This window comes from Pseudomonas sp. KBN12P06040 (assembly GCF_037574965.1).
Lineage (GTDB): Bacteria > Pseudomonadota > Gammaproteobacteria > Pseudomonadales > Pseudomonadaceae > Pseudomonas > Pseudomonas aeruginosa.
The window spans coordinates 4,580,858-4,594,541 of record NZ_JBBELS010000001.1 but is presented as its reverse complement, the minus strand read 5'-3'; the positions used below and the strand labels follow the sequence as shown (position 1 = coordinate 4,594,541).

General features: G+C 65.5%; 13 protein-coding genes and 1 tRNA gene. 5 read left to right on the top strand and 9 right to left on the bottom strand.

Annotated elements, in window-relative coordinates; all coding sequences use genetic code 11:
* Positions 1-17: 17 nt before the first annotated feature.
* Both VQ067_RS21600 and VQ067_RS21595 read left to right on the top strand, forming a co-directional pair.
* The gene (locus tag VQ067_RS21600) at positions 18-521 is read left to right on the top strand and encodes a phage neck terminator protein (RefSeq protein WP_033991253.1); all 504 of its coding nucleotides are present in this window, start codon (positions 18-20) and stop codon (positions 519-521) included.
* A gap of 52 nt (positions 522-573) precedes the next feature.
* Positions 574-1,026 (top strand): hypothetical protein, encoded by a 453-nt coding sequence (locus VQ067_RS21595; protein WP_033991252.1) that lies wholly within the window; start codon positions 574-576, stop codon positions 1,024-1,026.
* 45 nt (positions 1,027-1,071) lie between these two features.
* Here the strand turns inward: VQ067_RS21595 and VQ067_RS21590 are convergent, their stop codons facing one another.
* The gene (locus VQ067_RS21590) at positions 1,072-1,587 is read right to left on the bottom strand and encodes a DUF4124 domain-containing protein (protein ID WP_033991251.1); all 516 of its coding nucleotides are present in this window, start codon (positions 1,585-1,587) and stop codon (positions 1,072-1,074) included.
* A 326-nt stretch (positions 1,588-1,913) separates the two neighbouring features.
* Here VQ067_RS21590 and mgtE point away from each other — a divergent pair, with 326 nt between their 5' ends.
* A complete protein-coding gene (gene mgtE, locus VQ067_RS21585; RefSeq protein ID WP_003085996.1) occupies positions 1,914-3,362 on the top strand; it encodes a magnesium transporter in 1,449 nt (482 codons plus the stop codon).
* Positions 3,363-3,411: 49 nt separating this feature from the next.
* Here the strand turns inward: mgtE and VQ067_RS21580 are convergent, their stop codons facing one another.
* The 3 genes from VQ067_RS21580 to rimO all read right to left on the bottom strand — a co-directional run bounded on the left by VQ067_RS21580 (position 3,412) and on the right by rimO (position 5,643).
* Positions 3,412-3,804, bottom strand: a complete 393-nt coding sequence (locus VQ067_RS21580; protein WP_033991250.1) for a hypothetical protein — start codon at positions 3,802-3,804, stop codon at positions 3,412-3,414.
* On the bottom strand, positions 3,797-4,258 hold the full coding sequence (locus VQ067_RS21575; RefSeq protein WP_003085999.1) for a YehS family protein: 462 nt from the start codon (positions 4,256-4,258) through the stop codon (positions 3,797-3,799). Before VQ067_RS21575 ends, VQ067_RS21580 begins: the two co-directional genes overlap by 8 nt.
* A gap of 62 nt (positions 4,259-4,320) precedes the next feature.
* Positions 4,321-5,643: a 30S ribosomal protein S12 methylthiotransferase RimO gene (gene rimO, locus VQ067_RS21570; RefSeq protein WP_003086001.1), complete on the bottom strand. Its 1,323-nt coding sequence runs from the start codon at positions 5,641-5,643 to the stop codon at positions 4,321-4,323.
* Positions 5,644-5,889: 246 nt separating this feature from the next.
* On the opposite strand from rimO, the gene VQ067_RS21565 reads away from it, so the two are divergent.
* Complete coding sequence (locus VQ067_RS21565; RefSeq protein WP_003086004.1) at positions 5,890-7,794, top strand: potassium transporter Kup; 1,905 nt, start codon at positions 5,890-5,892, stop codon at positions 7,792-7,794.
* A 55-nt stretch (positions 7,795-7,849) separates the two neighbouring features.
* Here VQ067_RS21565 and VQ067_RS21560 read toward each other — a convergent pair whose 3' ends face one another.
* The 3 genes from VQ067_RS21560 to mprF all read right to left on the bottom strand — a co-directional run bounded on the left by VQ067_RS21560 (position 7,850) and on the right by mprF (position 12,489).
* On the bottom strand, positions 7,850-8,398 hold the full coding sequence (locus tag VQ067_RS21560; RefSeq protein ID WP_003086007.1) for a cytochrome b: 549 nt from the start codon (positions 8,396-8,398) through the stop codon (positions 7,850-7,852).
* Between the two features lie 160 nt (positions 8,399-8,558).
* Positions 8,559-9,842 carry a virulence factor family protein gene (locus VQ067_RS21555; protein WP_019372074.1) on the bottom strand — a complete coding sequence of 428 codons (1,284 nt, stop codon included), beginning with the start codon at positions 9,840-9,842 and terminating at the stop codon, positions 8,559-8,561.
* A 1-nt stretch (position 9,843) separates the two neighbouring features.
* Positions 9,844-12,489: a bifunctional lysylphosphatidylglycerol flippase/synthetase MprF gene (mprF, locus tag VQ067_RS21550; RefSeq protein ID WP_033991249.1), complete on the bottom strand. Its 2,646-nt coding sequence runs from the start codon at positions 12,487-12,489 to the stop codon at positions 9,844-9,846.
* 248 nt (positions 12,490-12,737) lie between these two features.
* On the opposite strand from mprF, the gene VQ067_RS21545 reads away from it, so the two are divergent.
* Positions 12,738-13,097: a hypothetical protein gene (locus VQ067_RS21545; RefSeq protein WP_003086013.1), complete on the top strand. Its 360-nt coding sequence runs from the start codon at positions 12,738-12,740 to the stop codon at positions 13,095-13,097.
* Between the two features lie 14 nt (positions 13,098-13,111).
* On the opposite strand, the gene VQ067_RS21540 is transcribed toward VQ067_RS21545, so the two are convergent.
* Together VQ067_RS21540 and VQ067_RS21535 are read right to left on the bottom strand one after the other, a co-directional pair.
* Positions 13,112-13,426: a hypothetical protein gene (locus VQ067_RS21540; protein WP_003086015.1), complete on the bottom strand. Its 315-nt coding sequence runs from the start codon at positions 13,424-13,426 to the stop codon at positions 13,112-13,114.
* A gap of 178 nt (positions 13,427-13,604) precedes the next feature.
* Positions 13,605-13,681: transfer RNA gene (locus VQ067_RS21535), tRNA-Met, on the bottom strand.
* Positions 13,682-13,684 lie beyond the last annotated feature (3 nt).

Below are 13,684 nucleotides of genomic sequence, written 5' to 3'. Positions count from 1 at the left end.
TGAAAAAGGAGTTCGCCATGTCCAGTGCAACCGTGCGCCTGGATCACGCCGCCCTGCGCGAAACGTTGCGGCAGTTGTTCGGCCTGCCCGCCGGCAGCGTCATCGATGCCGATCAACTGCTGGCCCCGCCGGCCATCCCCTTCATGACCTTGCGCCTGGAGTCCTCGAGCCTGCTTGGCAAGGTGCGGCGGGAGTTTTCCGCCAGTGGCGAGCAGGAGTCCCTGCTGGCCAGTTGCGAGAGCATCTTTCGCCTGACCTGGCATGGTCCCGAGGCGCACCAGTACCTGCAGGATGCCCGCTGCCTGCTGCAGTCAGGCAATGCCGGCGAGCGCCTGCGCGTGCTGAAGGCCAGCCTGCTGCGCCTGACGCCCATCGAAAACCCGTCCGTCGTGCAGGATGGCCAGGCGCTGGGACAGGCTCGTTTCGACCTTGTTCTCGCTCACGAACACGTGCTGCTCGTCGACCTCGAGCGCACCGCTCCCGGGCAGGCCTCCGGGGGGGCAGGTGGAACGGCTTCCTAGAGGTCGTTGCGATGCATCGTAGCGATGCCATCCATACATAGAGGAGAGATCCATGGTCATGTTGATCAGTCGTCGCGTCGGCATCGTTCGCCTGGATGCGGTGATTTCCGAAAACCTCGCGCAGGCTGCCGTCAGCGCGCGCGGCGACCAGCTCATCACCATCGTCGGCAGCATTGTCGACCATGCGCCCGCTGGCGAGCCGTTGCCCTCCTTGCTGCCGATGGAGGGAGGCAGCCGCGCGTTGAACGAGTACCGTGTGCGCAAGGGCATCGCTGCCTTGACTTCACTGCAAGGCGCTTCCGAAACGGTGGACGTGCAAACGGGATTCCACCTGTATCGCGGTCTGTTCATCACGCGCGTTGTTGCCCGGCGAACCGCAGAAAGAGGATTGAGCCTGACCATAACCGCCAGCCAGAGGCGTGCGCGGCGGGTAGGCGGTAGGCTGCTGAAGACTGTCGTCCGTCTTTTCCATGCGGGCAGGGCGACACCCTGCCCGGCACGCTAAAGGCGATGCCGGTCCTGCTTTCATCGGTATGAGGTCGGCCCGGCCTTAGCTCCCGGGATCGACTCGCTCCACCCGGTACCTTCCCTTTCCCTTCACGCATCCCTCCTGATCGAAGCTCACGCTTCTCGCTCCCCGTCGCTTGTCGGCCTTGTACTGATAACGCACCTCCGCATTGTTCCCGCTGACCCGGTCCGGCTTGCCCAGCGCCCGCTCCACATCGGAGCGGGTCATTCCCGCCATGATCCGCTGCTCCACGATCGCCTTGCGGCGTTCCTTCTCGTCCAGGCGTCTGCCGCAGCGATCTTCTCTTTCTCCGATCACCGCGAGCGGCACGCTTTTCCGGCCGATGGACACCTTTTTCGTCTTCGTCTCGGCCCTCGGCGTGACGCTCCTGCCTCCCGGCGGCGGGTTGTCCGCCACGACGGTCTCGCCGGCCTGCCCGGCGGGGCAACCGAGTTGGGTGAAGCTGACATGGCCGCTGGCGTCTTCGCAGCGGAATACCGCAGCGGCCTCGCAGGTGGACGCCAGCGAGAGGAGGAGAAGGAGGGACAGGGAACGCATGGCCGGCACTCCGGGTCGGATAAGGGTGAGTGCAGGCTAACGCGTTGCCTTTTTCCGCGGGGCCGAGTGTCCTGAGTGAAATTTCCGGCGTCGCAGTCAGGCGTCGAGTGACGATGAACTTTGTGCCGCAAGCGCTTGTTCTTGCCGCCATTTTGTAACGCGCAAAACGCAAGCGGAGTGTTATCATTATCCGTATCTGCCCCGAGAGGGCCCTTGGAACACCCCCATGGACTTACCCAGTAGAAACTCGAACAGTTTCCCGTTTGACCAATCACGTTTCTGATTGACCCCTTTGGCGTGCTCCGCTACTGGGGGTGGAGCGCGCTATGACCGAAGTAGAAGCCAAGAAGCCGCAGGAAAGCCTGCAGGACCGCCTAGCGCAGGTGGTCGAGCTGCTGCATCGCCACAAGGTGGTGGAGGACCTGACCCATCGTCAGGAAGGCCAGCACCATGACCGGGTGGAAAACCTCGTCCACCGGCAGAATCTCGTAGAGCTCCAGCGCAAGCTGGAGGAACTGCACCCCGCCGACATCGCCCACATCCTCGAATCGCTGCCGCTGGACGACCGCCTGACGGTCTGGCAACTGGTCAAGTCCGAGGACGACGGCGACATCCTCCTCGAAGTCTCCGACGCGGTCCGGGAAACCCTGATCGCGGACATGGACGACCACGAGATCATCGCCGCGACCAAGGACCTGGACGCCGACGAACTCGCCGACCTGGCGCCGGAACTGCCGCGCGACGTGGTCCATGAACTGATGGAAAGCCTCGACGCGCAGCAGCGCGAGCGAGTGCGTTCGGCGCTGTCCTACGAGGAGGACCAGGTCGGCGCGCTGATGGACTTCGAGATGGTCACCATCCGCGAGGACGTCAGCCTGGAAGTGGTGCTGCGCTACCTGCGCCGCCTGAAGGAACTGCCCGGGCATACCGACAAACTGTTCGTGGTCGACTACGACGGCGTGCTCAAGGGCGTGCTGCCGATCAAGCGCCTGCTGGTCAACGATCCGGACAAGCAAGTGCTGGAAGTCATGGCCACCGACCCGGTGACCTTCCACCCGGACGAGGACGGCTACGACGCCGCCCAGGCATTCGAGCGTTACGACCTGATTTCCGCGCCGGTGGTGGACAAGGGCGGCAAGCTGATCGGTCGTCTGACCATCGACGAGATGGTCGACCTGATCCGTGAGGAGAGCGAAAGCGAAGTCCTCAACATGGCCGGTCTGCGTGAAGAAGAAGACATCTTCGCCTCGGTCTGGAAGTCGGTGCGCAACCGCTGGGCCTGGCTGGCCACCAACCTGATCACCGCCTTCGTCGCCTCGCGGGTGATCGGCCTGTTCGAAGGCTCCATCGAGAAACTGGTGGCGCTGGCCGCGCTGATGCCGATCGTTGCCGGCATCGGTGGCAACTCCGGCAACCAGACCATCACCATGATCGTCCGCGCCATCGCGCTCGACCAGGTACAGCCGACCAGCAACAGTCGCAACCGCCTGCTGCGCAAAGAGCTTGGCGTCGCGCTGGTCAACGGCCTGGCGTGGGGCGGAGTGATCGGCGTGGTGGCCTTCTATCTTTACGGCAACTGGGAACTGGGCGTGGTGATGACCGCCGCGATGACCCTGAACCTGCTGCTGGCGGCGATGATGGGAGTGCTGATCCCGATGACCCTGCATCGTTTCGGACGCGATCCAGCGATGGGCTCCAGCGTGATGATCACTGCGATGACCGACAGCGGCGGTTTCTTCATCTTCCTCGGCCTGGCGACGATCTTCCTGATGTAGCCGGAGCGCCATGCAAGAAGCCGCCCACGGGCGGCTTTTTTCATGGAGGTCAGATCAGCGGGGAAACCTTCGGTGGCGTCCAGGACAGCACGCTCAGGCAGCGATCGCCGCCATTGACGAAATACTCGTCGACGGCCTTGGTCTCGCGGGCGACGAAGCCCTCGCGACGGCATTCCTGGTCCAGCCAGCCGCCTTGCTCGACCCGGTACAGCCAACCCTCGGACGCCGCACAGGCTGGCCAGAATTCCAGCAGGTCGGCAGCGTCGAGCTGGCGCAGGCCTTCGACTTCGACGAACTCGACGCGCCAGGTGCGCTGGTTGGCGAGGTCGCGGACGAGGATGGTGAGGCCGGCGCGATCCTGGCGGCACTCCAGGAACCAGGGGTCGACGCAGGGCGGCGCCTGGAGCAGAACCGCCAGCAGCGGCTCCGCGCGTTCAGCCACGGACGCGCAGGGTCAGGCCCTTGAGGAAGTTGCGCAGCAACTGGTCGCCGCAGGTCCGGTAGTTGCTGTGGCCGGGCTTGCGAAACAGGGCGCTCAGCTCGGGTTTGGAGACCGGGAAGTCGACGCTGGCGAGGATGGCATGGAGGTCTTCCTCCTTGAGTTCGAAGGCGACCCGCAGCTTCTTCAGGATCATGTTGTTGCTCAACGGCAGTTCCAGCGGCGGTAGCGGACGCGACTCGTCGCGACCGCGGCGCTGGATGATCAGTCCGTCCAGGCAGCGCGCCAGGTAGCGGTCGGGGCAGGCCTGGAAGCCGTCTTCGTCTTCCTTCTTCAGGTAAGCCTCGAGCAGGTCCGCTTCGACTTGCTCGCCGAACGGGGCGGCCAGTTCGGCCAGATGTGCATCGGGAAGATCCAGCAGGTAGCGCAGGCTGCGTAGTACGTCGTTGTTGAGCATCGTGCTCTCCGGAACGGTTGGCGATGAAAAAGCCCCGCGGGGCGGGGCTCTTCAGGGAGGGCTCAGACCAGCTCGGCCCAGAGGTCGTATTCGTCGGCATCGGTGATGCGCACGCGGACCTTGTCGCCCGGCTTCAGCTCGTCGCTGTCGACGAACACGTTGCCGTCGATTTCCGGAGCGTCGGCCCAGGAGCGGCCGACCGCGCCCTGTTCGTCGACTTCGTCGATCAGCACTTCGATTTCCTTGCCCACCTTGAGCTGCAGGCGAGCGGCGGAAATCGCCTGCTGGTGGGCCATGAAGCGTTCCCAGCGGTCCTGCTTGACCTCGTCCGGCACCGGCTCCAGGCCCAGCTCGTTGGCCGGAGCGCCTTCGACGGGGGAGTACTGGAAGCAGCCGACGCGGTCGAGCTGGGCTTCCGTCAGCCAGTCGAGCAGGTACTGGAAGTCTTCTTCGGTTTCGCCCGGGAAGCCGACGATGAAGGTCGAGCGGATGGTCAGTTCCGGGCAGATCTCGCGCCACTGCTTGATCCGGGCCAGGGTCTTGTCCTCGAAGGCCGGGCGCTTCATGGCCTTGAGCACCTTCGGGCTGGCGTGCTGGAAGGGGATGTCGAGGTACGGCAGGAGCTTGCCGGCGGCCATCAGCGGGATCACGTCGTCGACGTTGGGGTACGGGTAGACGTAGTGCAGGCGAACCCACACGCCCATGCTGCTCAGCGCCTCGCAGAGTTCCTTCATGCGGGTCTTGACCGGCTGGCCGTTCCAGAAGTCGGTCTTGTACTTCAGGTCCACGCCGTAGGCGCTGGTGTCCTGGGAAATCACCAGGAGTTCCTTGACCCCGGCCTTGACCAGGCGCTCGGCCTCGCTCAGCACGTCGCCGACCGGCCGGCTGACCAGCTTGCCGCGCATGGACGGGATGATGCAGAAGCTGCAGCTGTGGTTGCAGCCTTCGGAAATCTTCAGGTAGGCGTAGTGGCGCGGGGTCAGCTTGACGCCTTGCGGCGGGACCAGGTCGACCAGCGGGTTGTGTTCGGTCTTCGGCGGCACCACTTCGTGCACCGCGGTAACCACCTGCTCGTACTGTTGCGGGCCGGTGACCGCCAGCACGCTGGGATGCACGTCGCGGATCGCGTGCTCTTCCACGCCCATGCAGCCGGTGACGATGACCTTGCCGTTCTCGGCGATGGCTTCGCCGATCACTTCCAGGGACTCGGCCTTGGCGCTGTCGATGAAACCGCAGGTGTTGACCACCACGACGTCGGCGTCTTCGTAGGTCGGGACGACCTCATAGCCTTCCATGCGCAGTTGGGTGAGGATGCGCTCGGAGTCGACCAGCGCCTTGGGGCATCCAAGACTGACGAAGCCGACTTTGGGAGTGGGGGTGGACATGGCTAACCTCGGTAGGCGGGCGCGCTTGCTGGCGCCTCTGATCAAAAAGTGCGCAATTCTAGCGGCAGCGCCGCGGCTTTTCCAGTCTCCCGTGCAGCTCTTTTCCGGCCCTGGAAAAACTCTCCGCGGGCGCTCGGCAATCGGCTCCCCGGCCTTCTATAGTCATAGCAGTCCGGGGCCTCGGCGCTTGCATCGCGGACGGCATGGGCGCAGCATTTGCCGAATTTTTCCGGGGGAAAGCGTTTCATGAGTGATGCAGCGACGCGTGCCGAGGAGACGTCGGAGGGGCATTCCAGCTCTGCCATCGGCCTGATGGTCGGGGCGGTTGGAGTCTGCTATGGGGATATCGGCACCAGTCCCTTGTATACCCTGAAAGAGGTCTTCATCGGCGGCTACGGGGTGCAGGCCAACCACGATGGCGTCCTTGGCGTGCTGTCGCTGATCTTCTGGTCGCTGGTCTGGGTCGTTTCCATCAAGTACGTGATCTTCGTCCTGCGTGCCGACAACCAGGGCGAGGGCGGGGTGATGGCGCTGTCGGCCCTGGCGCGCCGGGCGGCGGCGCCGTTCGGCAGGCTGCAGACCTTCGTGGTGGTTGCCGGCCTGATCGGCGCGGCGCTGTTCTACGGCGACAGCATGATCACCCCGGCGATCTCGGTACTGTCGGCGGTAGAAGGGCTGGAGATCGCCTTCGACGGCCTGGAGCACTGGACGGTACCGCTGGCGCTTATCGTGCTGATCGGCCTGTTCCTGATCCAGAAGCACGGCACCGCGCGGATCGGCATCCTGTTCGGCCCGGTCATGGTGCTCTGGTTCGGCGCCCTGGCGGCGCTGGGTGTCTACGGGGTGATCCAGCAGCCGGAAGTGCTGCAGGCGATGAACCCTGTATGGGCCGTGCGTTTCTTCGGCTCGCATCCCGGCATCGGTGTCGCCATCCTCGGCGCCACCGTACTGGCGCTGACCGGCGCCGAGGCGCTGTACGCCGACATGGGCCACTTCGGTCGCAAGCCGATCGCCCGTGCCTGGTTCCTGCTGGTGCTGCCGGCGCTGGTGCTGAACTACTTCGGCCAGGGCGCGACCATCCTTTCCAACGCCGAGGCGGCGCGCAACCCCTTCTACCTGCTGGCGCCCGGCTGGGCGCTGCTGCCGATGGTGGCGCTGTCCACCCTGGCCACGGTGATCGCCTCCCAAGCGGTGATCTCCGGCGCCTTCTCCCTGACCCGTCAGGCGATCCAGCTCGGCTACGTGCCGCGGATGACCATCCAGCACACCTCCAGCCACGAGCAGGGGCAGATCTACATCGGCGGGGTGAATTGGGCGCTGATGGTCGGCGTGGTCCTGCTGGTGCTCGGTTTCGAGTCCTCGGCGTCGCTGGCGGCGGCCTACGGCGTGGCGGTGACCGGAACCATGCTGATCACCACCCTGCTGATGGGCGTGGTGATCTGGCGCCTGTGGAAATGGCCGCTGTGGCTGGGTGTCCCGTTCTTCTGCGTGATGCTCGCGGTGGACAGCCTGTTCTTCGCCGCCAACCTGCCCAAGGTGATCCAGGGCGGCGCCTTCCCGGTCATCGCGGGTATCGTCATCTTCATCCTGATGTCCACCTGGAAGCGTGGCCGCCAACTGCTGGTGGAGCGTCTCGACGAGGGTTCGCTGCCGCTCTCGGTGTTCATTTCCAGCATGCGCGTGCAGCCGCCGCACCGGGTCCAGGGGACCGCGGTGTTCCTTACCGCGCGTACCGACGCGGTGCCTCACGCGCTGCTGCACAACCTGTTGCACAACCAGGTGCTGCACGAGCAGGTGGTGCTGCTCACCGTGGTCAACGAAGACAGCCCACGGGTTTCGCCGGATCGCCGTTTCGAGGTCGAGGCCTATGGCGACGGATTCTTCCGGGTGATCCTGCACTTCGGCTTCATGGAAGAGCCGGACATCCCGGCGGCCTTGCGCCTGTGCCATCTCAACGAACTGGACTTCAGCCCGATGCGCACCACCTACTTCCTCAGCCGGGAGACGGTGATTCCATCCAAGCGCATCGGCATGGCGCGCTGGCGCGAGGGGCTGTTCGCCTTCCTGCTGAAGAACGCCAACGGCAACCTGCGCTATTTCAACCTGCCGCTCAACCGGGTGATCGAGTTGGGAACCCAGGTCGAAATCTGATCCGTTCCGCTGCAAAAAAAGCGCGCCCGACTGGGCGCGTTTTTTTGCACGTTTCTCAGCGCCGTTGCGGCAGCATCCGTACCAGGGTGTTGTCGCGGCTGACGAAGTGATGGAAGAGCGCCGCGGCGGCGTGCAGGCCGATCAGGAAATAACCGGCGTTGCCGATGGTTTCGTGCCATTCCTTGATTTGCCCAGCGAGGTCGGGGTTCTTGTCGACCAGCGGCGGTAGCTCCAGGCCGAAGAACGGTATCGGCTTGCCGGCGGCGCTGAGGATCAGCCAGCCGGCGAAGGGTAGGCCGATCATCATCAGGTAGAGGGCGTAGTGCATCAGCCTGGCCAGCGTCGCCTGCCAGGCGGGGATGGCGGGCTCTATGCGCGGGGTAGGGCTGGCCAGGCGCACCAGCAGGCGCAACCAGACCAGCAGGAAAACGCTCAGGCCAAGCATGAAGTGCCATTGCTTGAGCAGTTCGCGGGTTTCGCTGCCCTTGGGGAAATTGCCCTTCAGTTCGATACAGGCGTAGACCCCGGCGATCAGCAGCAGGGTCAGCCAGTGCAGGGCAATGGTCAGGCTCCCATAACGGGATTCGGTGTTTTTCCAGCTCATCACGGTTCCTTCTCTTCGGCTCTCGGGAGCCCGCTCTGCGGCGGGTCGGCCGGTATTCTCGGCGGCTCCGCTGAAGCCAGCCTGAATGCCCCCGGCAGGCTCAGTCTAGCTGGCGTCGGCCGGGGACAAGAAGGGCGGAGCGGGGAGAGCTTGATCGCGATCAGGCGTCGGGAGCGTTCTCGCGGTCGCGGATGGCCTGGAGCATCTTCTTCGCCAGGGACAGGTAGTCCTCGTCGAAGTGGTGGCCGCCCGGCAGTTCGAGCTTCTCGCCGACGGCCTGGGATTGGGTACAGCCGCTTTCGTCCTTTTCTTCGGCGCCATAGATGCAGAACACCTTGGCCGCCGGCAACCTGGCCATTTCCGGGCCGGTGGCGGCTTCCTCGCCGGCCTTGCCCAGCCAGCCTTCCACTTCGATCTCGAAGCTGCCGGTCCGCGCCAGCGCCAGCAGCAGCATGGCTTTCACTTGTTGCTGGTCCTTTCCGGGCAGGCGGTTGTAGATCGCCGGCAGGATGTCGGCGCCGAACGAGTAGCCGGCCAGGACGAAACGTTTCGCGCCCCACTTCTCGCGGTAGTGTTGCATCAGCTTGGAGAGGTCGGCGGCGCTCTGTTCCGGACTTTTGTGTTGCCAGTAGTAGCGCAGGGTGTCGATGCCGACCACCGGGTAGCCCATGCTCGCCATATGCTCGGCAGAGTCCTTGTCCAGGTCGCGCCAGCCGCCGTCGCCGGAATAGAACAGGGTGACGATGTCCGAGGGTTGCGCCGCGGGGACCTCGAGTACCGGCAGGGCCTCGGCGTTGCCTTGCAGTTGCAGGCGCAACTGATGGGCGAGCACGTCGGACAACGGGGTGTCGTAGTCGCTGATGCTGGTTTCCGCGCTCGACTGCTTGCGGACGAAGACCGCGGTGTCGTCGTCCGGGTTGTCGTTCCAGGCCAGCAGCCACTGGCCGTGCGCCGCCTGATGCGGCAGCGGGGCGTCGCAGTCGCGCTCGGCCAGGGCAATGTCGAAGCCGACCGAGAGCGCCTTGGCCTTGTCGTCGTCCTGGCTGGCGAGCCAGCGCCAGGCGGTGGTCGAGCCCGGGCCGATGCCGGCGACCAGGTTCGGCTTGCCGCCGAGGCGGGCAATGACCGCTTCGAGCCGGGACTGCTGCGCCCTGCAATCGCCGTTTTCCGGGGGGAAGTACTGGATCACCCGGGCGGCGCTGTCGTGAGCCAGGTTCAGCATCTGGGCGTCGTTCAGTTGCTGTTCGGGGGCGGCGATCACCACCACCCGCGAGCGCGGCTTCTCGCCGGGTTCGGCAAGGGTGGCGTGGCCGCCGTCGTCGAGGTCCAGGGCTTCCAGTTTCGCCTGGGCCGCCGGTCGGCTCCAGAGCAGCAGGGCGGCACCGACGATCAGCACCAGGGCGGCGACCAGAAAACGGCGCCAGTGACGTTTCACGACAGACATATCAGCGTTTCACCAATCCAGTCAGGCCGCCGGCGATCAGCGCGGCGGTATCGGCCAGGGCCACTAGCGGGTCGAGCCCGGCTGGCACGGCCAGGTAGCGGGGTTCCCAGTCGGGCTGGAACTTGTCCTTGAAGCGTCGCAGCCCCTGGAAATTGTAGAACTGTTCGCCCCGCCGGAAGACCAGCGCGCCCAGGCGCTGGGTCAACGGCGCGCCGCGCCTTGGCTGGAGCCCGGCCAGCGGCACCATGCCGAGGCTGAAGCGCGCGTGGCCCTGGGCCTTGTAGTGGAGGATGAGGCCGAGCATGAGGAACTCCATGGTCAGCTTCGGCGCCTCCGGGTGCACGCGCATCAGGTCGAGGCTCGCCAGTTCGCGGCTGTCGGTTTCCAGCAGGTTGGCGAAGGCCACCGGCTTGCCCTGGTGGCGGACGATGGCGATGCGGAAGAAGTTCAGGTACGCCGGGGTGAAGCGGCCCAGGGAGAAGCCTTTCTCGCGCACCTGCTTGCCGCCCAGCCAGGCGTCCGATATCGCCTTCAGCTCGTCCAGCGGAGCCTGGCCCGGTTCATGGAACTCCAGGGCCAGGCCGTCGCGCTGGCCGCGGTTCCAGGTGTAGCGCAGGTCTTTCATTTCCTTGCCCTTGTTCTCCAGGTCGAAGCGCAGCAGGTCGACTCGCGCTTCTTCGCCGAGCTTGAGGGCGGTCAGGCCGATGTCCATGTAGAACGGCAGGTTCTCGGCACGCACCTGGTAGAACACCGGGCGGGCATGGTGCAGGTCGCAGAGGTCGCGGAACTGCCAGATCAGTTCGGCGCGCTGCATGGCCGGGCCGATCGGGTCGTACAGGGCGATCATGCTGCGACCGCGGCGGGCGTACATGAGGAAAGCGTCGTCGCCCTCATGGAAGAGCAGGGCCTTGTCGCCGGTCAGGGCCAGGCCGCCATCCGGCTGGTCCGAGTGGCGGATGATCCGCGCCGCGCGCTGCAGCTCTTCCGCGTCCGGCTCGCGGATCGCCGGCGGTGCCGCGCGCAGCAGCCAGCCAAGGGCCAGGGCCAGGAGCAGCAGGCAACTGCCGAGGGCGGCGCGCAGGGCGCGCGGGGCGTCGGCGTCCAGGGCGAACTGCCACCAGAGCTGGTTGCTGTAATGCACGTCCTGGTTGGCGAACAGCAGCAGCCAGACCGAGGCGCCGACCACGCAGATGCTGGCACCTACGTAAAGCGGCGAGAAGGGTACCTCCATCAGCCGGCTGGGACGGTAGAAGGAGCGGCGGAACATGGCGAGCAGCGCGGCGGTCAGGCTCAGCAGGCTGGCTTCTTCCCAGTCGAAGCCTTTCAGCAGCGAAAGCAGGGCGCCCACCAGCAACAGCACCAGGGTCAGGGCCCAGGCGGCCGACAGCCGTCGGCGCAAACCCTGCGCGAGCAGCAGGCAGAGCACGCCGATCAGGCTGGCGACCAGGTGCGAGGCATCGATCAGGCGATGTGGAATGAGGAAGCCGAGGTGCTCCAGGCGGGTGTCGATCGCCGGCGTGGCGCCGGAAAACAGCAGCACGACACCGGAGAGGAAGACCAGGATCGCCAGGATCGGTGCGGCGAAACCCGAGGCGACGCGGATCGCCTGGCGCGTCACCCACAACCGGCGCGCTTCGAGGAACAGCAACAACAGGCAGGCCAACAGCAGCGGCAGCACCACGTAGATCAAGCGGTACAAGAGCAGGGCCGCGGCCAGCGGCGCGGCGCCCAGTTGGCCGGCGAACGCGGCCAGCAGCACCGCCTCGAACACCCCGACTCCGCCCGGTACGTGGCTGAGCACGCCGGCGGCCAGGGCGAGCAGGTAGACCAGCAGGAACACCGCGAAGGGTGGGGTTTCCGGCAGCAACAGATAAAGGACGGTAGCGGCGGCGGCGACGTCGAGGGCGGTGATCAGCAGTTGCAGCAGCGACAGGCGCAGGCCTGGCAGGCGCAGGCTGCGGCGGCCGAGGCGGACCAGCAGGCTGTCGGGGGACGGCCGTTCTCCCGGCAGACGGTGCCGGGCCAGGAACGCCACCAGGCCGACAGCCAGCAACAGGACGGCGATCGCGATGACGGCGACCAGGGCGTGGGGCAGGTGCAGCGCCGATGCCGCATCGTCGAGGTCGCAGAGTGCGGCGAGTGCCGCCAGCACCGGCAGTGCGCAGCCCAGGGAAAGGCTGGCAAATAGCGTCATCCGGGCAATTTCGGCAGCGCCGATGCCATGCCGGGAATACAGTCGGTAGCGTACGGAGCCGCCGGAAAGCAGCGACAGACCTACCGCATTGCCGATGGCGAAGGCGCTGAAGCCACCGGTGGCCAGGCTGCGCATGGGCAGCGTGACACCAGCGAAGCGGCTGGCCGACCACTCGTAGCCGAGCAGGATGACGAAGCCGAGGGCGGTCGCGCTCAGGGCGCCGAGCAGCGCCGGCCTGGGCACGTCGGCGATGGCATCGTGGAGGGCGCCGGGATCGATCTCCCGTAGCAGGTGGTAGCAGGCCACCAGCGCCAGGCCGAACAGCAGCAAGGTGAAGACCAGGCCGATGGGCTGGCGGTAGGCGGTAATCCGATCGATCAGCCGGATGCGTTGTGGGGACGCGGGAGAGCTGGGTGGAGCGGGATGTTCTGGAACGGGAGCGTCGGTGCGCATCAGCCACCTCATGGGAATTTGCGCGACAGAGTATGGCCTCTCGGGCGAGTTCCCAAGTGGTCGCAGCAGATTTTTTCTGTGCGGGGCGGCGTCCTGTCACAGGGAGAAGACCGCCGGGTTTTTCAGGAGTTGCGTCGGCGAAGTGGCCGAAGGCCATTTGCTGGTGTTCGTTCAGCGATGGTTCAGCTTGCCGTGGGCATAGTGGCGGCTTGCACTGTCCGACCATTTCCGAGGGGGGAAGGGTGACGATGATCCAGGCGGGCATTCATGTCGGCGCCGGAGTCGTGCTGGGCGTGGCCGCTGGATGGTGGCTGGGGGATTGGGAACAGTCGTTGCAGGTCAAGGATTCGGTGGCGCGGGTCGATTGCCTGTTGTACGGCGTCCTGCTGGTGGTGTTGCTCCGCCACGACGGTTGGTTGCGCCGCCTGGGCCAACTGGGCCTGGGGCTGTTCTGCGGTTCCCTGCTGGTCTATTCGGTGAATCCGGCCAGCCTGTTCGCTGCGAAAGAGTCCTGGAGCCTTGCGCGGATCTCCATGCGGGCCTTCGGTCCGCTGGTGATGCTGGTCGTGGGGATGGCCTGCGCGCGCCTGGCACACGAGTTGCGCTGACGCAGGCGTTGCGCTCACGCCGGAGTCAGGTGACGCGATTCCTCGCGGTATTCCTTCAACCAGCGCAGCACTTCCACGGCCTCCCAGCGAGAGGGGTCGTACAACGCATAGATCTCGCCCTGGTAGCCGACCACATCGAGCGGCCGGTGGAAGCCGGCGCGCTGGAACAGCGCCTCGATCTCGGCGAAGCAGGTGTTGAAGTGCACGCGGGTGAACGGCGTCTTGCCGTCGGTGACCAGGCCGTCCATCTGCAGTTCGTCCACTGCCTGGCGGATGTCGTCGAGTTCCATCCGGTTCACGCTGCGCTTCAATTGTTCGACGTTCAGCATCTGTCTGTCCTTTCCGTATCCGTTACCGAGCATTCATCGAAGGCTGAGCTGGCTGTACGAATATACAGTTAAATGTGCGATGATGCGAGCGAACGGAGGGCGAGGCGATGCAGTGGAGCAGGAGGGGCGGAATGCAAAAAGCCCCGGCGCTATCGCTAGTGCCGGGGCTTTTCGAATGTGGTTGCGGGAGCTGGATTTGAACCAACGACCTTCGGGTTATGAGCCCGACGAGCTACCAGACTGCTCCATCCCGCGTCT

What these genes read in the sequence shown, in the direction of transcription:
- VQ067_RS21600 (WP_033991253.1), top strand. Translation starts at nt 18, where the DNA reads ATGTCCAGTGCAACCGTGCGCCTGGATCACGCCGCCCTGCGCGAAACG.
- VQ067_RS21595 (WP_033991252.1), top strand. Translation starts at nt 574, where the DNA reads ATGGTCATGTTGATCAGTCGTCGCGTCGGCATCGTTCGCCTGGATGCG.
- VQ067_RS21590 (WP_033991251.1), bottom strand. Translation starts at nt 1,587, where the DNA reads ATGCGTTCCCTGTCCCTCCTTCTCCTCCTCTCGCTGGCGTCCACCTGC.
- mgtE (WP_003085996.1), top strand. Translation starts at nt 1,914, where the DNA reads ATGACCGAAGTAGAAGCCAAGAAGCCGCAGGAAAGCCTGCAGGACCGC.
- VQ067_RS21575 (WP_003085999.1), bottom strand. Translation starts at nt 4,258, where the DNA reads ATGCTCAACAACGACGTACTACGCAGCCTGCGCTACCTGCTGGATCTT.
- rimO (WP_003086001.1), bottom strand. Translation starts at nt 5,643, where the DNA reads ATGTCCACCCCCACTCCCAAAGTCGGCTTCGTCAGTCTTGGATGCCCC.
- VQ067_RS21565 (WP_003086004.1), top strand. Translation starts at nt 5,890, where the DNA reads ATGAGTGATGCAGCGACGCGTGCCGAGGAGACGTCGGAGGGGCATTCC.
- VQ067_RS21560 (WP_003086007.1), bottom strand. Translation starts at nt 8,398, where the DNA reads ATGAGCTGGAAAAACACCGAATCCCGTTATGGGAGCCTGACCATTGCC.
- VQ067_RS21555 (WP_019372074.1), bottom strand. Translation starts at nt 9,842, where the DNA reads ATGTCTGTCGTGAAACGTCACTGGCGCCGTTTTCTGGTCGCCGCCCTG.
- mprF (WP_033991249.1), bottom strand. Translation starts at nt 12,489, where the DNA reads ATGCGCACCGACGCTCCCGTTCCAGAACATCCCGCTCCACCCAGCTCT.
- VQ067_RS21545 (WP_003086013.1), top strand. Translation starts at nt 12,738, where the DNA reads ATGATCCAGGCGGGCATTCATGTCGGCGCCGGAGTCGTGCTGGGCGTG.
- VQ067_RS21540 (WP_003086015.1), bottom strand. Translation starts at nt 13,426, where the DNA reads ATGCTGAACGTCGAACAATTGAAGCGCAGCGTGAACCGGATGGAACTC.